Raw genomic sequence first — 20,649 nt, 5'->3', positions numbered from 1 at the left:
AGCCACTCCCACGGCTTCAATCCGTGGGTTTCAGGCTCAACCCATAAGGTAAAAATAACCCAAACCCTTACCACTAACAAATAACAAATGACAAATGACCAATGACCAATGACCAATGACAAATGCCATTGCAAACACAATTGGGTCTTTTGCCATTGAACGCACCATTTCTGGTGTCAAAATCCCTGGCGCACTCACACCGATGAAAACATCTGCGCCCTGCAAAGCACCTGCCAAAGTTCCTTGAGCTTTTACAGCAAATTCACGCTTTTCCTCTGTCAGATCCGTGCGATTGCTAGAAAGAATACCTTTTGAGTCGCACATCCAGATTTTTTCTGCTCCTGCTTTGCGGAGTAACCGCGCACAGGCTACTCCGGCGGCTCCCGCACCGTTAATCACGATGTGAACGTCAGCGAGTGACTTATGGACAAGTTTTAAAGCATTAAACAATGCTGCTAAAGTGACGATTGCTGTACCGTGCTGATCGTCATGGAAAACAGGAATATCGAGTTCCTGTCTCAGTTTTGCTTCAATTTCAAAACAACGAGGAGCTGCAATATCCTCTAAGTTGACACCTCCAAACACTGGAGCAATGTTTTTGACAGCTTCAATAATTTTGTCAGTATCTTGAGTCGCAAGGCAGATAGGGAAAGCGTCAATCCCAGCAAATTCCTTAAATAGCATCGCTTTACCTTCCATGACTGGTAAGGCAGCTGCAGGACCTAGGTTTCCCAATCCCAAAACTGCACTGCCATCGGTAACGATAGCTACAGTATTTTTTTTAATCGTTAAGTTGTAAACTTCTTCTGGATTTTGAGCAATAGCAGTACATATACGCCCTACTCCTGGGGTGTAAGCCATTGCCAAGTCCGATACGCTTTTGAGAGGAATTCTACTGGCTATGTGAATTTTTCCACCACGATGCAAATTAAAAGTGCGGTCGTAGACGTTGAGCACTTTGATATCTGGTAAGGCTTTAACCGCTTGCACAATGGTCTCGGCATGGTCGGTGCTGGCGGCATCAACGGTAATATCGCGAATCGAAACAGCTCTTGTTTGCTCGATTAAATCAATTTGACCAAAGTTCCCGCCACTCGTGGCGATCGCCTTGGTTACAGTTGCTAACATTCCGATGCGGTTGGGAATTTCTACACGAATTGTTACACTAAAACTAGAATTGGGGGTCAGTTCTGCCATGCTTTGTTGATTTGGAAGTTTGAATTTCAGATTGAATGGGAGGTGTTAAATTTAGTTAAACCTCAAAATTGAAGATTATCTAGTGCTTTGTCGCATTAATTCTGGTGGGTTGTAGAGATGTTGCATCCAACGTCGCTACAAGGGTTTGATGATACACAACCCTATCAAAATTAATCCGTTCCACCCTAGTATAAAAGTCAAAATTTAGCAACTACTAAGTATACAAGATATTTTTAGTCATATTCATTATTTTTTCGCTTCATCACCATATCTGCCTGCCTTACCGTCACTCTAAATGGTGTATTAAGCGAGATCTAGAGGCATTTTACTCCGTTTTAGAAGCGATCGCCCGACCGTACATCACTCCGCAATCGAGTTTCATTATGATATTTTTGTCTTTTAAAGATGATTTATAGTAGGTTGGGTTTCGTTCCTCAACCCAACAATTCGATTAACGCTTTTGTGACAAATGTTGAACCAATTCTGCGTGTTCTGTAGAATTCAATCCTTCTTGTAAAATAGCTAAAACTTTTGTCATCTTCCCTGAGAGAATTATCTCTGCTTGTAGGTTTTCTTTAGAACTTATACCAGTTTTTTATAAAGTAGCACGCGATTTGTACCCCTCCTAACCTCCCCTTATTAAGGGGAAGTACCACAGGCGGAGGGGTTCTTTCTATGTATCTTCATATAGAAACGGTATTACCTACTGTAGAACCAGGAAATGAAGTGCATTAACTGAACGGTGACTTCAAGGGGTTTGTGTTTCAAAAATTTATTAGGTTCTCACGAATTCCTCACCTTTTATAGATATTCTCAACAATAAAGTTCTCATCGAAACACAATCATGGAAGACCTATCTACTGCTGAAGAATATTATTTGAACATAAAATTTTCAAGTTCTTAGGTAATTAGCGATTGCCTCTTGAAAAGCCGTTTCTTCCCGTCCACATTTGGCGCATATTTATCTCATTTTGTCAATCGAGAATCCCTATTCTTTACAAACATCGTCAATCTCATAAAAAACTCATACATCTATAGCTGTAGTAATAGACAATGTGAAAAAAATTATCTACTTAATTGGGTCAAACAGAGAAAGCGGTATCATGGCTTGTGGTTGCTCTACCATACAGATAGTGGATTTTCTAAAGTTTAGAATTAGGGAGATTCACTGAACTAGGCAGTTTTTGAGAATAATAGGTATTCTTTGACACGTAAAACCAGAGGAACCATAAATTAACTTATAGGAAGGAAAAAAGCCCTTAAGTCTCCATGAGTCTCGATTCTCTACTTCAAATTGTGAATCGCAAGCTGTTGGAAACCGAAAAACGCCCCCTGAACTACACAGAAATTTTAATACTGCGGGGTATTTGGCAGTATCAAACTTACAGCCAAATTGCTCAAGCAGGGGGCTATAGTCCTGGGTACTTAACTAATGTTGTAGCACCGGGATTGTGCCAAAAACTATCTCATATCATTGGCAGACGTGTTACAAAAAAAAATTGTCGGGCACTGCTTGAGTCCTATGCAACTGAACACGTTTTTCCAACAATAACAACAGCACCAAGAAAGATTTCTACAGAGTCTTCTTTTAAGAATAAGCAGGAAATATTCCCTTGTTTTCCTAGTGGCTCAGTTCCCCTAGGTTCCCCGTATTACATTAAAAACTCTGCACTTGAGGAGCAAGTTTTTGCAGAAATCACTAAACCAGGAGCTTTAATTCGCATAAAAGCACCAAGAGAAATGGGTAAAACTTCTCTGCTGCTGAGAATTCTCGAACATGGCAATTATATTGGCTATCGCACGGTTAGCCTTAACTTGGGGGAGCAAGTTGACTGTGCAATTTTAAGCGATTTTAATCGATTTTTACGCTGGCTGTGTGCTAATATCTCCCAACAGCTGCAAATAGAACCAAAACTAGATGATTACTGGGATTGCGACATTGGCAGTAAAATCAGTTGCTCCCTCTACTTGCGAAATCATGTTCTCAAGCAAATCGACTCTCCCATAATTTTAGCTCTAGACGAGGTGAATCAGATTTTTGAGTATTCACAAGTGGCAAAAGAATTTTTGCCACTGTTGCGATCGTGGTTTGAGGAAGCTAAAAGACAGCCTATCTGGCAAAAGCTGCGTCTGATTGTCGTACATTCCACAGAAGTGTATGTTCCCTTACAGCTTTATCAGTCCCCATTCAACGTGGGATTACCCATTCAGTTGAAGAACTTTACTCTCGATCAAGTGCAGCAGTTAGCTCAACATTATGGAATTGATTGGGCGGATGAGTTTGAAGTAAAACTCTTAATAGACATGGTTGGGGGACATCCAGCACTCATCCATTTAGCATTGTATTACCTTAGCCGTGGGGAGATAACTCTAACACGACTACTGAAAGAGGCTCCGATCTCCGGAGGAATTTACTATAACCACTTGCAGCGCCATTGGGCAGCTTTGCAGGTACAACCAGAACTTACATCTGCTTTTCAAAGGGTCATTTATTCCAGCGAACCCGTATTATTAGAACCCGTATTAGCATATAAGCTCAGTAGTATGGGATTGATTAAGTTAGATAACAATCAGGCTATCCCCAGTTGCGAGTTGTATCGGCAGTATTTTCAGCCGAAGTTTCCCTTTCACATAGACCAATATTGATGGAAAACAGGGATAAATAATAGTTGACTTGTTATTGATTCTGAAAAAATTTAGTATAATATAAGGTGCTTCTAGCTTGAGTAAAATCAGTACCAAAAATTCAGAGAATGATAAGACCTCTTTAAATACAGCCTTAGAAGAGATTATATTGCTATTCCAATCTCTTATGTTAAGTAATTAGGAGAAAATGTTAAGAAACTTCGTTATAATATTTGAAAAAGAGTGAAATGGAAAAAGAAGTTTTAGTTTGTATATCATTCCTAAGCTAGAAGCAGCATTTCTTAACAGTTAAGTAGGCGGACAAAATGAAACATAACTATGTTGACCGTCATTAGTCTTTTTCTCTATCAAACGAGAAAGGACAAATGACAAAGCACAGTCCCCATAAGTAAATTTGATTTTTACCGATTCAGTTAAGACATTTGCAAACGGAGAGCCCTTTGTTGCAAATTATTAGGAGATTCCTTGGGTTCACAATTGACCATTACGTTATTAAAGACTTATGAGTAGGTTAGTTGTTTTAAGCTTGGGTCAGGGAAACCTAAATGACGGTTTTGCGGCTGTCACAGCAGAGCTTGGAGAAGCAAACAACTCCTACAGGATGAAAATTACTGCTAGTTTACCAGCTGCACCAAAAATTTTTGAACTCTATCGAAATTGGCAATTACATTATTACGCTTTCTATCAACGTCTGAGCGGGTGGCGTCTCGGTGTTGAAACAGTTGAAACAGACGACAATTTTGAAATTGAAGAGGCGGGGATCACGAATGTTTCTGATGTAGACATCATCAATTTATCCCAGAAATTATCACAAAAAATCAATGCCTGGTTGGATTCAAGCGAGTTTCGCAAAATCGACCGACAACTCCGCACGCAGTTAAAACCGTCTGAGGAAATACGCTTTATTATTGAAACTAATGATAATATACTGCGCCGTCTTCCCTGGCATATGTGGGAATTTTTTGAGGATTACCCCCATGCGGAATTGGCATTAAGTGCAGTAGAGTATAAAAACTCAAACAAGTTACCCGTTAATACCCGAAAATTCCAAATTAAAATTTTGGCAATTTTTGGGAACGGGCAAGGAATTGATATTAGTCAGGATCGGGCATTTTTAGAAAAATTAACCCATCGAGCAGAAATTAAATTTTTACTTGAGCCAAATCTACGGGATTTGAATGACCATCTTTGGCAACAAGGTTGGGACATTCTTTTTTTTGCAGGTCATAGTTCGAGTAAAGAAAAAGGGGTTCTGCAATTAAATCAAACAGATAAGGTTTCTCTTGAACAACTGAAATATGCTCTCAAACAAGCTATCAGTCGTGGGTTGAAGCTAGCAATTTTTAACTCTTGCGATGGTTTGGGGTTGGCGCAGCAGCTGGAAGATTTGAATATCCCGCAAGTGATTGTTATGCGGGAACCTGTGCCGGATGCGATCGCTCAAGAATTTTTAAGATATTTTATAGCGGAGTTTTCCAGTGGCAAATCCCTATACACAGCAGTACGTTCCGCACGAGAAAGATTGCAAGCTTTAGAGAAAGATTTCCCTTGTGCCACTTGGCTACCCGTTATTTGCCAAAATCCAGCCGAACCGTCAATAGTTTGGTTGCAGGAGAGTATCCGTATTGAGTGGGAAGACATGGTAGGTTCTCAAAAAATGCCTCCTAATTCTAACTTTAGAGGGATGCAAGAAGAAATGCGATCGCTATCAGCAAACCATGCTCTCGCCCAATCTATAACTCTTAACCCAGGGATAGCACCTCCATATCCCAGTGGTTCCGTCCCCTTAGACTCTCCTTACTATATTGAAAACCCGGTTGTTGAGGTACAAGCTTGCAGAGAAATCGCTAAACCAGGAGCCTTAATTCGGATTAAAGCTCCTATGGAAATGGGTAAAACCTCTCTGCTCTCAAGGATTTTAGAATACGCCAACTGCATGGACTGCCGTACAGTGAGCCTGAACTTGGAAGAGCAAATTGACTCTGCAATTTTGAGTGATTTGAATCGGTTCTTGCGCTGGCTGTGTGCCAATATTTCTCGTCAACTCCACCTGGAGCCAAGATTAGACGATTATTGGGATGAAGACATTGGCAGTAAAGTGAGTTGTTCGTCTTACTTGCAAAATTATGTGCTCGAACAAATAGATCGTCCCATTGTTTTGGCTTTGGATGAAGTCAACCAAATTTTTGAGCATCCCCAAGTGGCGAAAGAATTTTTACCCCTGTTGCGATCGTGGCACGAAGAAGCTAAAAGACGACCCACTTGGCAAAAGCTGCGTCTGATTGTGGTTCATTCTACTGAAGTGTACGTTCCACTGCAACTTCATCAATCCCCGTTTAATGTTGGACTACCGATTCACTTGAAAAGCTTTAGTTTTGACCAAGTACAGCAGTTAGCGCAGCGCTATGGACTGGGTTGGAGAGATGGAGAGGAAGCAAAACTTTTGATGGACATAGTTGGGGGTCATCCAGCACTTGTACACTTAGCGCTTTATCACCTCAGTCAGCAAAATATAACTTTGACAGAACTGCTACAGAATGCGTCCGCCCCTACTAACATCTATTACCATCACTTGCAGCGTCATTGGTCAACTTTGGAAGTACAACCGGAATTAGCATCCGCTCTTTATACGGTTATAAATGCTACTGAACCCGTACAGTTAGAATCCGTTGTTGCTTATAAGCTCAATAGTATGGGGTTGATTAGGTTGGATAACAATAAAGCAACTCCCAGTTGTCAGTTATATCGTGAGTATTTTCAGTCTAGAGGTAAATAACGCAGTTCTCATTTAAATCAAATACAAATTCCTATGTCCAGACATCAGATGTCGCGTCTGGGTTGGATTGCCAATCTGCTAATCGCTGAATGCTTGCAGCATTTTAATAGTGAGTCAACATATAAATCTTATATATTTTCCTTAGACTTACTATATAAAATCTCATAATGAACGCAAAAAATTTTAGAGCAACTATCTTGAATACTCATAAAAAAACTATATTTAACAAAATATGAAAAAATGTGATTACTTCATGGAATTTATATCTGTAATACAGTAAAAAATGGTATTGTTAATGAGTAGCTTTTCAATTAAATCAATATCCAATTAGACTACTGGGAGATAGTGCGTTCCAGCGCATGGGGTGAGTGTATGAGTAAAAATTATAGATATCCGCTTGTCTAACAGATTCTACGGCTGAATAGCTTTATTAAGGTTTTAATCGTTCGGCAAATTATATGGTTTTCGCCGTTAGTTAATTCATGGCGATCGCCCAAAATTAAAAGAGAGATTTAGATAGGAAAATTGACAAAAACAAATCAATCATTCTTTCGTAGTTTTATTTTCTCTTTTGTGATATGAGATAATTAGCACAGCTTTTTATAGAGTTATCAAAATATGAGTGCAAGAATCTACCAAGATAAGTTCGATGAATTTGTGAATCAAATAACAGAAGAGTTCGGTAACACTCGAGGGGCAGAAAGCATTGACAGACAGGATATCGTCATACTAAATAAAAAGCTCTCCCAATTTATTGCTAAATCATGGCTACCTAACGATCCAGAAGGAGCAGATTTTAGAAGAGTTGTCTTGAGAGGCGACTCTGAGGAAATAAAAAATTGGTTGAAAAACCATGGTGTCGATCTTGAAGGTTTTTTCCGCGTTTCGATACATATTGAAGTCAGTTGGGATACCTTTATTGGGACTTTAAAAGAATCAACAACTCCAGGAGCAATATCTGATAGATCTAACAGGTATATATTCCCTTATCCTCCACGACCTGCTGAAGTGACAGATGAGCAACTAGAAAGGTGGGTAAACGATACAGATCCCAACAAACAATTTCCCGATGACCCCTATATTCCTTTAACTGCATGCTAAAGTCTTTTTAAGATGATTTGCAGGTGATGAATCATTGCCTAATGTTCAGTGAGGCAATGATTTATGCTTCTATGATTGAACTGATGCTGAATCATCTCTCTTATAAAAATTCACTGTTTTATAAAGTGAATCTTTATTTGTAAGTAGGAAAACACAATTTAACTTAGAATATACTCCAAAAACCCGGTTCTTTGAAACCCTGGGTTTCTGGAGTATATTAAATTTATTTGGTTTAACTTACTTAACAAAGGAAATATGTTAAAGAAGTAAATTTTTCTATCGATGTGTGGCATTCCTTAACTTTATTTTTAATTAGATGTACCTGTAGTGAATACATCTATTCTGTGGTGACATTATTATCATAATGCTTATCAGGGTATCAAGTTATGAGCAATGAAATTATTGGTGGATTCAAGAGTCAATCGAAAAAAGTCTCCCAAATTATTGCCAAATCATGGTTGTCAAACGATCCAGAAGGGATGGAAATCAAGAGAGTCATTTTTAGACGTAACTCAGATGAGATAAAAGAGCTTTTGAAAAAGTACGGTATCGATCTTGAAGGATTTTTCGGTCCAACAAAGGTTGTTGTAGACTGGAGTTCCTACAAAGGGATTCTTACAGAAGATGTGGGTGAGGCAGTATATATCTTACCCTATCCTCCACGACCAACTGAAGTTACAGATGAGCAGTTAGAAGAATGGGTTAACAATAATGATCCCGATACCTTGTACCCTACTACCCCTTATATTCCTCTCAGTGTGTGCTGAAATTTTCTCCGTCTTATATTGATTGGCAAAAACATCTACATTGATGTAAAAATTCTCCGCTATAATACTTTATTTAGCGGGGGGTTATAACATAAAAAGCAAATTAATATGCTCAATAAACCGCAGTTGAAGAACAATTTTAAAGTTGAAATTGTTGAACAAGAAACCATATTTCTTATATCAGAGAGAAATTCTTTTTTGCTAAGAGGTCGTCTATATCAATTGTTAATACCTTTGCTAAATGGTCAACACAGTGTTGACGATATTGTGGACAAAATTCTCCCACATTTGCTGCCAGAACAAGCATCTACTCAAGAGATTATCGCTACTAGTGCTAATGTTTATTACGCTCTTATGCAGATGGAACAGCAGGGCTATATAGTTGAAAGCGATAACTCCTTGTCATCTACGTTAGCCGTCTTTTGTGAAACTTTGAACGTTAGTCCAAAAGAGGCTAACCAACGATTACAAACCACCAAAGTTGCAATCAAAACCTTCGGTTCTATTGCTCCCACAGAATTCATTTTTATTCTTGAATCGCTCAATATCCAAGTCTCTGATGAGGGAGACATAGTAGTAGTCTTAACCGATGACTATCTTCAAGATGGTTTGGACACATTTAATAAACAAGCCTTACAGGAACGACGCCCTTGGATGCTAGTCAAACCAGTGGGAACCATAGCTTGGATTGGTCCAATATTTCATCCTGAAAAAACGGGTTGTTGGGAGTGCTTAGCTCAGCGTTTGCGTGCAAATCGACCGGTGGAAGCATTTATTCAAAAACTCAAGGGTATTTCAACGCCTTTAGTACCATCTTCCTGTATCATTTCCTCTGGATTGCAAACGGCACTAGGTATGGCAGCCACTGAAGTTGCAAAATGGATTATTCAAGGACACAACAAACAGCTAGAAGGGGTTTTAGTAACCCACGATATGATATCGCTGCAAACTCAAAATCATCTTATGGTTAAACGACCCCAGTGCCCTTGTTGTGGAGAGCCAGATCTGTATCAAAAGCCTTTACCCATTGTTTTAGGAAACCGAAAGAAAACTTTCATGACAGACGGAGGACATCGTTTTGTTTCTCCTGAAGAGACACTGAACAAATATCAATACCACATTAGCCCGATTACAGGAGTTGTTCGAGATTTACGGCATTTATCTCAAAGCTCAAATAATTTAATCTATACCTATGCTGCTACACATCATTTTGCCACCATGTTTTACTCATTAGACTCTTTACGTCAAAATATTGGGGGCAGAAGTGCGGGTAAAGGAAAGACAGAACAGCAAGCAAGGGCAAGTGCTTTTTGCGAAGCAATTGAGAGATCCTCTGGAGTTTTTCAAGGGAACGAAATTCGTTACAAAGGCAGTTACCAAAAAATGGGAGATGCAGCAATTCATCCTAATGCTTGTATGAATTTCAGCCAAGAGCAGTACAAAAATCGTCAGGAATGGAATGCTCAGTACCCCAGCCTTTTTTTTAGAGTTCCAGAACCTTTTGATGAAGAAAGGGAAATTGAGTGGACGCCTGTTTGGTCTTTGAGCTATCGAGAATTCAAATATTTACCAACAGCTTACTGCTATTACGGTTATCCCCGACCTCCAAAACCTGATTGTTGGGCTGACACTAATGGCTGTGCTGCTGGAAATACATTAGAAGAGGCAATCCTGCAAGGTTTTATGGAGTTGGTGGAGCGCGATTGTGTAGCTTTGTGGTGGTATAACCGTGTTAGGCGACCAAGAGTAGATTTAAATAGTTTTGACGATCCATATATTCAAGCTTTGGAGAATCACTACAAAACTCTCCATCGCGAACTTTGGGTTCTGGATATTACTAGCGATTTAAACATACCAGCTTTTGCCGCCATAAGCAGGCGAATAGATCGAGAGGTAGAAGACATTATCTATGGTTTTGGCTCCCATTTCGATCCAAAAATTGCTATTTCAAGAGCGCTAACAGAGGTAAACCAGTCACTTCTAGCAGTTCTATCAGCAGATATTGATGGTAATACCCAATATCCCTCATCCGCCGATCCAGTAGCTCTTGAATGGTGGACAACTGCTACGCTAACAAATCAACCTTACTTGGTTCCTGATGAAAGCGTTGCACCAAAAACTTATTCCGATTATCCCCAAGTTTGGAGTGATAATCTGTTTGAAGACGTAATGACTTGCCAGCAAATTAGTGAGAAACATGGCATGGAAATGCTGGTTTTAGATCAGACCCGTCCCGATATCGGACTCAAAGTCGTGAAAGTCATTGTTCCAGGAATGCGTCACTTCTGGAAAAGATTAAATTCTGGAAGACTTGATAATGTTCCCGTCAAGTTGGGTTGGTTGCAAGAGCCACTGAAAGAAAATCAATTCAATCCTTTTCCAATGTGGATGTAATTGTAATCAAGTCAGTACAAACAAATGTAACTGAAGGTCGTCCTTAGTCAATGGTTATCTGTCATTAGTTAAGCACAAATAACCAATGACAAATAACAAATGACAAATAACAAATGACAAAAATTATGCTTAAAGGATATCAAATCATTGATGCCGATTCACACGTACTCGAACCTCCTGATATGTGGGAAAAGTACCTTGAACCTGCTTTTAAAAAGTATGCACCCTCAGCAGATTTGAAAGTAGGAGGTGAGGAGATTTTCTATAAGCTATCTGCTGATTACCGCAATAAGATAGCCAAGCACGTTATAAAATCTCATCCTATTTCTGCACTAAGTCGCTTCGACGCGGAGTCCCGAGTAAGAGGGATTCAGGAGATGGGAATTGATATATCGTTTCTCTACCCCGGCACTGGATTGTGGCTTTTTGCTGTAGAGACAATGTCTCCCATACTAGCTGGAGCATTTACCAACGCTTATAACAATTGGTTGCGAGATTATTGTAACTATGCTCCACAAATTTTGAAAGGAGTAGGAGCCATTAATATTCATGCGCCAGAAAAGATGGTATCTGAATTGCACCAGATCGTGGAATTTGGCTGGAAAGCTGTTGTGTTACCACCTAATCCAGTGAAAGGGCGATTGCTAAGTGACCCATCCTACGAATTATTTTGGACTGAGTGCGAGCGTTTAAACGTTGCTGTCAGTATTCATGAAGGGACATATTGCCGCTTACCAACAGCTGGTGCAGATCGGTTCAATACTCATTTTGCCATACATGCCTGTTCTCATCCAATGGAGCAGATGATGGCACTGTTAGCACTTATTGAAGGAGGAGTTTTAGAACGTCATCCCAAGCTAAGAGTTGGTTTCCTTGAGGCTGGTTGTGGCTGGTTACCCTATTGGTTGTGGCGCTTGGATGAAGAGTATCAACAACTAGCGTGGGAAGTTGCAGATAACGTTAAGATGAAGCCTTCGGAGTATTTTCGCCGCCAGTGCTTTGTTGCCATTGAGCCAGAGGAACCTTATTTGGAGAATATTATTCAGTACATCGGTTCGGATAATTTGCTCTTTGGTTCTGACTACCCTCATGTGGATCACGATATGAGTATGAGCGAAAAAGCCGTAGCACTTCAGGATCGACTACCCAGGAAAACCGTACAAAAGCTACTATGGGATAACTCTGCTCGTTTCTACGGGCTGGAGTAAACCGTTCCAATTGTTCGGGCTTGGCTATGGATATCTTAGGCTATCACGCTGAAGAAGTGCTTTATGAAAGCGATAATTCGTTGGTTTACCGTGCCTACCGACAAAGAGATAACCAACGCGTTATTCTTAAAATGTTGAAACAAGCTTACCCTACCCCAAAAAGAATTGCTGAGTTTCGGCGAGAATATGAAATTACAAAAAACCTAGCTTTGACAGGTGTGGTAGATGCCTACAGTTTAGAAACAGACCAGCATCGGTGGGTCATGGTTCTGGAAGATTTTGGCGGTGAATCCGTCCAACGAATAAGGCAAAACAAACAATTGGCTCTCAATGAGTTTTTGTCCCTGGCAATTGAGGTTACTGACATCCTCAGTCAGGTACATGACCTAAATATCATACACAAAGATATTAACCCTTCTAACATCGTTTGGAATCAAACAACGCTTCAAATCAAACTCATTGACTTTGGCATCTCCACAGAACTTTCACGAGAAGCCACAACTTTTCGCAATCCAGATTTGCTGGAGGGAACCTTAGCCTATATATCCCCAGAACAGACCGGACGAATGAACCGGGCTGTTGATTACCGAACCGATTTTTATTCCTTGGGAGTCACCTTCTACGAATTACTGACAAATCAACTGCCCTTTTCTACAAATGATGCATTGGAATTAATACATTGTCATATTGCCCGACAATGCGAACCACCACACGAACACAGAGCAGATATTCCCTCAGTCATTTCAGCGATCGTGCTGAAGCTTATGGCAAAAAACGCTGAAGACCGCTACCAAACAGCTTCTGGTCTGAAGGCGGATTTGGAGAAATGTCTGCGGCAATGGCAGACTCTGGGGCAGATTAATTCCTTCCCCCTTGGTCAACAGGATGTTTCAGGGAAATTTCAAACTCCACAAAAGCTTTATGGGCGGGATAAAGAAATCAACAGGATATTAGCTGCTTTTGAACAAGTCAGTCAGGGCAGCAGCGAGATGGTACTTGTAACGGGATACTCTGGTATTGGTAAATCTGCCTTAGTTAAAGAAGTTTATAAGCCAATTACAGAGAAGCGAGGGTACTTTACCTCCGGTAAATTTGACCAATATCAGAAAAATATTCCCTATGTTGCGCTAGTACAAGCTTTTCGCTCCTTAATTCGGCAATTGTTAACAGAAAGTCAAGCCCAGATAGAGAACTGGCGAGAAAAACTACTAGTTGTTTTAGGTTCCAATGGTCAGGTAATAATTGATGTCATACCTGAAGTAGAATTGATTATCGGCTCCCAACCAATAGTACCGGAATTGGCTCCAACAGAAGCCCAAAATCGCTTCAACCTAATGTTTCAAAACTTCATCCAAGTATTTACCCAACCCTCACACCCCCTAGTCCTCTTTTTGGATGACTTACAGTGGGCAGATACAGCTTCACTCAAATTGATTGAACTGTTAATGACTGCCGTAGATAGCCATAACTTATTGCTAATTGGTGCCTATCGCGATAACGAAGTAAGTGCAACCCATCCCTTATTATTAATGCTAGATGAAATCCGCCAGAGGAAAACAACAATTCATCAAATTGTGCTTGCTCCCTTAACTTTGCCTGATGTAACGCAGTTTACGGCTGATACCCTCAATTGTTCGCTAGAAAAAGCCAGATTGCTGTCAGAATTGCTACTTGTAAAAACTCATGGAAATCCATTCTTTATGAATGAATTTTTGAAGTCACTCTATACTGAAAAACTGTTGAAATTTGACTATCAAAGGAATACTTGGCAATGGAATTTAGCGCAAATTCAGTCACGGAATATTACTGATAATGTAGTCGAACTGATGACCGCCAAGCTGCGAAAATTGGGAGAGGAAACACAACAAGTCTTAAAGCTTGCTGCCTGTATTGGCAACCAATTTGAACTCCAGACTTTGGCAGTCATCTATGAAAAATCACCTCAAGCAACAGCTAGCAATCTGTGGGCGGCGATGGTGGAGGGTCTACTCTTGCCTTTGGGAGATGCTTACAAATTAATAGATCTCAACGTTGAGGGTTTGGCAGATGAAGTCACAGTCGAATACAGATTTGCTCACGATCGCATCCAGCAAGCTGCTTATTCCCTCATTCCTGAAGCGGAAAAGCAAGACGTACACTGGCAAATAGGACAACTGCTGCTACAAAACACACCGTTAGACGAGCGAGAACAGCAAATATTTAACATTGTCAACCAACTAAACCAGGGTCACGATCGCCTCAGACATCAGACGGAGCGAGATGAGCTAGTCCAATTAAACCTTATAGCGGGTCGGAAAGCAAAGGCATCGGCAGCCTATCAACCAGCTTTTCATTATTTGCAAATTGGTATCGAACTGCTTAACTCCCCTCAATCCGTTTTATTGAATAGAGATAGTTGGCAGCAGCAGTATGAGCTAACCCTGACATTGTACTTGGAAGCAGCAGAAGCAGCCAGCCTCAGCAATCACTTTGAAGAGCTAGAGCAATGGACTGAGGTGATACTGCAACAAGCCAAAACCCTGCTGGATACACTAAAAGCCTATGAAATTAAGGTTCAAGCTTATTTTGGGCAGCAGCAATCATCAAAAGCAATGATGATTGGATTGCAAGCACTGCAATTGTGTGGAGTGGAGTTGCCAGAAAAACCAATTCAGGCAGATTTAGTGAGTCGTTTGGAAGAGACAAAAGCTATTTGGGCTGGGCGAAGGATTGAGGATTTGATTAAGCAGCCAAAAATGACGGATGCTACAAAACGAGCAGCTATGCTGCTCTTATTTCTCTTAGCTAGCGTTGCTTCTGTTGGATTCCCTGAACTTTTCCCTTTCCTGATACTGGAATTGGTCGATTTATCGTTAAAGTTTGGCAATACATCTTTCTCGACTTCTGCCTATGCTGCTTATGGAATCCTTCTATGTGGGGTAACAGAAGATATTGATGCAGGCTATCAGTTTTGCCAACTTGCATTGATCCTTTTGGAAAGGTTTGATACCAAACAATTTGAGGCTAAGACGAGCTTTGTCTTCAATACATTCGTTAGACATTGGAAAGAGCATCTCCGAGAATCGTTAAAGTCTTTTCTACAGATACACCAACGCGGGCTGGAAACAGGAGATCTGATTTGGAGTTGTCTAGCTCTATTTAAATACTCTTTACACGCATACTGGCTGGGTCAGGAATTGGGGGTATTGGAGCAAAAAATTATCAAATACAATGAAGTTCTGCATCAATATCAACAGAAAATTCCCCTGCGTTGGATTGAATTGCTTCAACAGGTCGTCTCAAACCTGCTTGGAAAGAACCAAAATCCCTGTCGTTTTGCCGTTAAAAGTAATGATGAAGAAATAATGTTGTCTCTTTACCATAGAGCGAACGATTTAACTTCTGTTTTTTACTTTTATGTACATAAACTTTTGTTCGGCTATCTATTTCAAGACTACCAGCAAGCACTTGAAATGGCTAATAAAATGAGAGAGTATGCGGGTGTAGCACTGGGATTTTATTCTACTGCTATCGGTAACTTTTACGAATCTCTTGCCCAGCTAGCTATATTTCCTGATGCCACAACTTCCGAACAAAAGTGCATTTTAGAAAAAGTAGATATTAACCAGAAAAAAATGGAAAACTGGGCACATCATGCTCCCATGAATTTTCTCCATAAGTTCTATTTAGTCGAAGCCGAACGCACTCGTGTATTAGGTAAAGATAGTGATGCCAGAGAATATTACGATCGCGCCATTACTCTCGCCCAGGAAAACGAATATCTCAACGAGGAAGCCCTCGCCTACGAATTAGCAGGTAGATTTTACCTAGCCAAAGGCCAAAAACACGTTGCTCGACACTATCTACAAGATGCCCATTATGCTTATCAGCGCTGGGGCGCTATCGCTAAGGTAAAAGATTTAGAGGCACGATACCCGCAGTTTTTAGCTAATGCCTCGACAGATAGCCTTTCGACCCGCTTAACTGTCTCAATTACCGAATCAGGTAAAACAACATCAGATGTTTTGGATTTAAACAGTGTATTGCAAGCTTCACAAGCCCTGGCTAGCGAAATTGTGCTAGAAAAGCTACTGCAAAAACTCATGAAAATTTTGATTGAAAATGCAGGTGCTCAAAAGGGTTTTTTAATTTTGCACTCCCAAACAAATCCTATAGAGCGGGAAGAGAGTCAAGAAGGCAGATGGTTTATTGGAGCTTCAGGAAATGTAGATTCTGAGAACGTAATTGTACTGCAATCTCTGCCAATAGAATCAGTAGACCCTAAAAGCCAAATTCCTCTTTTATCGGCTGCCATTATTAACTATGTTGCTCGCACCCAAGAAAATGTGGTTTTAAATGATGCTACTAATGAAGGCTCGTTTACACGCGATCGCTACATTATTGCCACTCAACCCAAATCCATTCTTTGTACTCCCCTACTTTATCAAGGCAAACTCAGTGGTATTTTGTATTTGGAAAATAATCTGACAACAGGAGCTTTTACAAGCGATCGCGTTGAAGTCCTCAAAATCCTTTCTGCCCAAGCCGCCATCTCCATTGAAAATTCTCGTTTATACGAGCAGTTAGAAGATTACAACCGAACGTTGGAACAAAAAGTAGAAGTCAGAACCCAGGAATTACAAGAAAAAAATCAAGAGTTGGCAAGTATTCTTAAGAAACTGAAAGCAACGCAAGCCCAGATTATTGCTCAAGAAAAACTGGCTTCTCTAGGTGCTTTAACTGCCGGAATTGCTCACGAAATCAAAAATCCCTTAAATTTTGTCAATAATTTTGCCGAACTTTCTGTTGAGTTAACCCAAGAACTACTAACAGAAATTGAAAATCACAAAGACCATTTAGATCCAGAAAGCAGAGAATACATTGAAGAGATTTTAAATGATTTGAGCCAAAATGCTCAAAAAATCAATGAGCATGGCAAAAGAGCCGATAATATTGTGCGCGGAATGTTAATGCATTCTCGGGGTCAAACGTGCGATGAGCGACAACTCACCAATATTAATGCGTTAATAGCAGAAGCGGTGAGCTTAGCTTATCACGGAATGCGTGCTAAGGAGACATCTTTTGATATTACGGTAGAAACTGACTACGATGATGATATTTGTCAAATCAATATTGTGCCGCAGAACATGAGCCGTGCTTTGATAAATGTCATTAACAACGCTTGTTACGCAGCACATAAGAAAGCAATGCGGTTTCAGACACAACCAGGCGAAGAGAGAGAAAAATTTTCACCTACCCTTTCTGTCAAGACTAAAAATTTGGGTGAGTGTGTTGAAATCAGCATTAGGGATAACGGCGATGGGATTCCTCCAGAAACGCAAGAGAAGATTTTTCATCCCTTTTTCACGACTAAGCCACCTGGAGAAGGAACGGGGCTGGGTCTTTCTATCACGCACGATATCATTGTCCAGCAGCATCAAGGAGGTATTAGGGTAGACACTCAAGTGGGGAGTTTTACAGAATTTATGATTACTTTACCAAAATCTTTGCAGAAAGAACGAAGATTTAAATGATGGCGAGACTTACGCAATATGGAAGGGGGGACAGGGGGAAAAGAGTGGTCATAAGGCAATACGGTTTTGTGTTGGGTTTCGTTCCTCAACCCAACCTACGGCTTAATTTAACAAATGGGATCATTGTGTTGGGTTTCGTTCCTCAACCCAACCTACGGCTTAATGGTGTTGGTATATAAGGGGCGGTGCCTTAACGGACGCTCAAAAATGCCGATAGCCCAAAATTCTATCCAGCTTGACGAAGCACCGTCTTTGGTCCCAAATCCCCAAACTTTTAGTAAAAAGAGGTTACAACTTACAATTCGTCAGTATAGACAAACTTTTGATTACTAATAAAATAATGTAGAAGAGTTTACTAAATTTAGTTTTTACTCTTTGCATATTTTGTTCATTTAGTCAATGCGTAAGTTTTAAATGAAAATAATGATTGTGGACGACGAACAAGATGTCCAGCTCTTGTTTCAGCAAAAGTTTAGGAGAGAAAGCAGACAAAATCAAATTCAATTGTATTTTGCTTTTTCCGGAGAAGAAGCACTGGAAAACTTACAAAATAGTCTCACTAAATGTCTGTCCTTGATTTTAGCAGATATTAACATGCCTGGAATGAACGGTCTAGAGCTGCTCAAAATTATCAAGGAAAGATTCCCCCATTTAAAAGTCTTTATAATTACTGCTTATGATAATGATAATTATTCTAAAATCGCTAGAAATTTAGGAGCAGATGACTATATTACAAAACCAATTGAGTTTAATCAGCTTAAGGAAAAAATCCTCAATCTATGAAGAATTTCAATAGATAAAAATCATGACAGTTAAAATACTGGTTGTGGACGACGAGCCCGATTTAGAACTGCTACTACGTCAAGTTTTTAGAAAAAAAATTCGGGAAAAGCAATTTAATTTAATTTTTGCTCATAATGGTTTGCAAGCTTTAGAAAAGCTGCGTTCGGAACCAGATGTAGATATCGTCTTAACCGATATTTATATGCCGGAGATGGATGGGCTGGCTTTGCTCAATCACATCAATGAACTGTATCCCATCGTCAAAGCAGTCATCATTTCTGCTTATGGAGATCTGGAAAATATTAGAACGGCAATGAATCGGGGTGCTTTTGACTTCCTGACTAAGCCAATTAATTTTCTGGATTTAGAAATTACAACGAATAAAACTTTGGAACACGTGCAGCGGATGAAAGCGGTTCGAGAACAGGAACGTCTCGCACAGCAAGCTCAAGCAGAATTACTAATTCGCTTGCAGCAAGAGGTGACTGAACGTCAGAAGGCGGAAGTTGCCTTGCGCCAAAGTGAGGCAAGACTGACTCAATTTTTAGAAGCTGTGCCAGTAGGCGTGCTTGTCTTTGATGCCAACAGTCAGCCTTACTATGCCAATCAGGCTGCAAAGCGAATACTTGGTATGGAAACCGCAACCACAGCAAATCACTTAAATGATGTTATTTATTCAGTTTATCAGCAGAGGACTAATCAATCGTATCCCATTGAGCAGTTACCAATTGTCAGAGCATTGAAAGGCGAAAGTGTAACTGTTGATGATATGCTAATTCCCTGTGGAGATAAAATGATTCCTATAGAGGCGGCAGCTACCCCAATTTATAATGACAAGGGTGAAATTGTTTATGCGATCGCTGCCTTTACTGACATTACCCAACGCAGGCAGGCAGAAGCAGAACGAATTCAGTTTACTCAAGAAGTTGCTCGGAAAAACCTAGACTTGCAAAAGGCAAAGGATGAGTTAGCAGAATCCAACCGCACTTTAGAACAAAAAGTCGAGGAACGGACTAAAGAACTCTCGCAAATACTGGAAATTTTGAAAGCAACTCAAGCTGAACTCGAATTTGAAAATGCTCTATTAAGAAGTGCTGAGGACACCTCAACTTTTGATTATCAAGTCGGGGGTAGTTTGCCTATGGATGCTCCCACTTATGTCGTGCGTTCCGCAGACCGACTCCTTTACAAAGCGTTGAAGCATGGAGAGTTCTGTTACATTCTCAATACACGGCAAATGGGTAAGTCAAGCCTCATGGTACGCATGATAGATCGCCTGCAAAAAGAGGGCTTTACTTGTGCGGCAATTGACATTACCCGCCTTGGTGTCGAAGGTGTCACTCCGGTTCAATGGTACAAGGGATTGGCAGTGGAGTTATGGCAAAACTTTGACTTGGTCGGAACGGTAAATTTCAAAGCTTGGTGGAACGAGCAACAAGATTTGTCACCCGTTCAGTGTTTGGGTCGATTTATCGAAGAAGTTATTCTATCTCACGTTCAAAGTGACAATATTTTTATTTTTGTAGACGAAATTGATACAATTTTGGGATTAAATTTCCCTGTCAATGACTTTTTTGCCCTCATCCGCTTTTGCTACAACCAACGCAGTATTAATCCAAAATATCAACGGTTAACTTTTGCTTTATTTGGCGTAGCTACTCCTTCAGATTTGATTACGGATAACCAGAGAACGCCCTTTAATATTGGTCAGGCAATTCAACTCAACGGATTTCAGCTTCATGAAGCCCAACCTTTGTTACAAGGATTAACAGAAAAAGTCAGCAACCCGCAGGTCATATTAAAAGAATTGTTAGCTTGGACTAACGGTCAGCCTTTTCTTACGCAAAAGCTTTGTCATCTTATCCGCAATTCCTCCTCTTGTGTTCCTACTAGCGGGGAAGCTGAATGGATCGAACATTTGGTGCGAACTCAAGTTATTGAGAATTGGGAATCTCAGGATGAACCAGAACATTTAAGAACTATTCGCGATCGCATCCTCAACAGCAAACAGGATACTGTTCGTCTTCTCGAACTCTATCGACAAATTCTAAATTATGGAATGCTTGTCTCAGTTGATAGCCCTGAGGAAAGGGAATTGCTCTTGTCGGGGCTAGTTATCAAGCAACAGGGTTATCTCAAAACCCATAACCGTATTTATGAAATAATATTTAATAGTAATTGGATCGACCTCTACAGTAAAGGATAATATTGCCATATACCGTCTCCTACAAAGTAAACTGGGTGCATCTGTAAAAGTTAGCTTA

Annotated in this window: 10 protein-coding genes; 9 read left to right on the top strand and 1 reads right to left on the bottom strand. The window is 40.2% G+C overall.

Annotated features, from left to right (window positions below):
- Nucleotides 1-36: 36 nt before the first annotated feature.
- Nucleotides 37-1,197 (bottom strand): malic enzyme-like NAD(P)-binding protein, encoded by a 1,161-nt coding sequence (locus ACYRY3_RS33955; RefSeq protein ID WP_460206070.1) that lies wholly within the window; start codon nucleotides 1,195-1,197, stop codon nucleotides 37-39.
- A 1,269-nt stretch (nucleotides 1,198-2,466) separates the two neighbouring features.
- Between ACYRY3_RS33955 and ACYRY3_RS33950 the strand changes: the two genes are divergently transcribed.
- The 9 genes from ACYRY3_RS33950 to ACYRY3_RS33910 all read left to right on the top strand — a co-directional run bounded on the left by ACYRY3_RS33950 (nucleotide 2,467) and on the right by ACYRY3_RS33910 (nucleotide 20,591).
- Nucleotides 2,467-3,843 (top strand): AAA-like domain-containing protein, encoded by a 1,377-nt coding sequence (locus tag ACYRY3_RS33950; RefSeq protein WP_460206069.1) that lies wholly within the window; start codon nucleotides 2,467-2,469, stop codon nucleotides 3,841-3,843.
- Between the two features lie 502 nt (nucleotides 3,844-4,345).
- Nucleotides 4,346-6,619 carry an AAA-like domain-containing protein gene (locus ACYRY3_RS33945; protein WP_460206068.1) on the top strand — a complete coding sequence of 758 codons (2,274 nt, stop codon included), beginning with the start codon at nucleotides 4,346-4,348 and terminating at the stop codon, nucleotides 6,617-6,619.
- Between the two features lie 618 nt (nucleotides 6,620-7,237).
- The gene (locus ACYRY3_RS33940) at nucleotides 7,238-7,720 is read left to right on the top strand and encodes a hypothetical protein (protein WP_460206067.1); all 483 of its coding nucleotides are present in this window, start codon (nucleotides 7,238-7,240) and stop codon (nucleotides 7,718-7,720) included.
- A 386-nt stretch (nucleotides 7,721-8,106) separates the two neighbouring features.
- Nucleotides 8,107-8,487 (top strand): hypothetical protein, encoded by a 381-nt coding sequence (locus tag ACYRY3_RS33935; RefSeq protein ID WP_460206066.1) that lies wholly within the window; start codon nucleotides 8,107-8,109, stop codon nucleotides 8,485-8,487.
- Between the two features lie 108 nt (nucleotides 8,488-8,595).
- Nucleotides 8,596-10,881 (top strand): TOMM precursor leader peptide-binding protein, encoded by a 2,286-nt coding sequence (locus ACYRY3_RS33930; protein WP_460206065.1) that lies wholly within the window; start codon nucleotides 8,596-8,598, stop codon nucleotides 10,879-10,881.
- Between the two features lie 113 nt (nucleotides 10,882-10,994).
- Complete coding sequence (locus ACYRY3_RS33925) at nucleotides 10,995-12,089, top strand: amidohydrolase family protein (protein WP_460206064.1); 1,095 nt, start codon at nucleotides 10,995-10,997, stop codon at nucleotides 12,087-12,089.
- Nucleotides 12,090-12,115: 26 nt separating this feature from the next.
- A complete protein-coding gene (locus ACYRY3_RS33920; protein WP_460206063.1) occupies nucleotides 12,116-17,602 on the top strand; it encodes a trifunctional serine/threonine-protein kinase/ATP-binding protein/sensor histidine kinase in 5,487 nt (1,828 codons plus the stop codon).
- A 423-nt stretch (nucleotides 17,603-18,025) separates the two neighbouring features.
- Nucleotides 18,026-18,385, top strand: a complete 360-nt coding sequence (locus ACYRY3_RS33915; RefSeq protein ID WP_460206062.1) for a response regulator — start codon at nucleotides 18,026-18,028, stop codon at nucleotides 18,383-18,385.
- A gap of 22 nt (nucleotides 18,386-18,407) precedes the next feature.
- Nucleotides 18,408-20,591 (top strand): AAA-like domain-containing protein, encoded by a 2,184-nt coding sequence (locus tag ACYRY3_RS33910; RefSeq protein ID WP_460206061.1) that lies wholly within the window; start codon nucleotides 18,408-18,410, stop codon nucleotides 20,589-20,591.
- Nucleotides 20,592-20,649: the final 58 nt, after the last annotated feature.

The organism is Scytonema sp. NUACC21, assembly GCF_054684315.1.
This window is presented reverse-complemented; position numbering and strand designations above follow the sequence as displayed.

What these genes read in the sequence shown, in the direction of transcription:
- ACYRY3_RS33955 (WP_460206070.1), bottom strand. Translation starts at nt 1,197, where the DNA reads ATGGCAGAACTGACCCCCAATTCTAGTTTTAGTGTAACAATTCGTGTA.
- ACYRY3_RS33945 (WP_460206068.1), top strand. Translation starts at nt 4,346, where the DNA reads ATGAGTAGGTTAGTTGTTTTAAGCTTGGGTCAGGGAAACCTAAATGAC.
- ACYRY3_RS33910 (WP_460206061.1), top strand. Translation starts at nt 18,408, where the DNA reads ATGACAGTTAAAATACTGGTTGTGGACGACGAGCCCGATTTAGAACTG.
- ACYRY3_RS33935 (WP_460206066.1), top strand. Translation starts at nt 8,107, where the DNA reads ATGAGCAATGAAATTATTGGTGGATTCAAGAGTCAATCGAAAAAAGTC.
- ACYRY3_RS33950 (WP_460206069.1), top strand. Translation starts at nt 2,467, where the DNA reads ATGAGTCTCGATTCTCTACTTCAAATTGTGAATCGCAAGCTGTTGGAA.
- ACYRY3_RS33925 (WP_460206064.1), top strand. Translation starts at nt 10,995, where the DNA reads ATGACAAAAATTATGCTTAAAGGATATCAAATCATTGATGCCGATTCA.
- ACYRY3_RS33930 (WP_460206065.1), top strand. Translation starts at nt 8,596, where the DNA reads ATGCTCAATAAACCGCAGTTGAAGAACAATTTTAAAGTTGAAATTGTT.
- ACYRY3_RS33940 (WP_460206067.1), top strand. Translation starts at nt 7,238, where the DNA reads ATGAGTGCAAGAATCTACCAAGATAAGTTCGATGAATTTGTGAATCAA.
- ACYRY3_RS33920 (WP_460206063.1), top strand. Translation starts at nt 12,116, where the DNA reads ATGGATATCTTAGGCTATCACGCTGAAGAAGTGCTTTATGAAAGCGAT.
- ACYRY3_RS33915 (WP_460206062.1), top strand. Translation starts at nt 18,026, where the DNA reads ATGATTGTGGACGACGAACAAGATGTCCAGCTCTTGTTTCAGCAAAAG.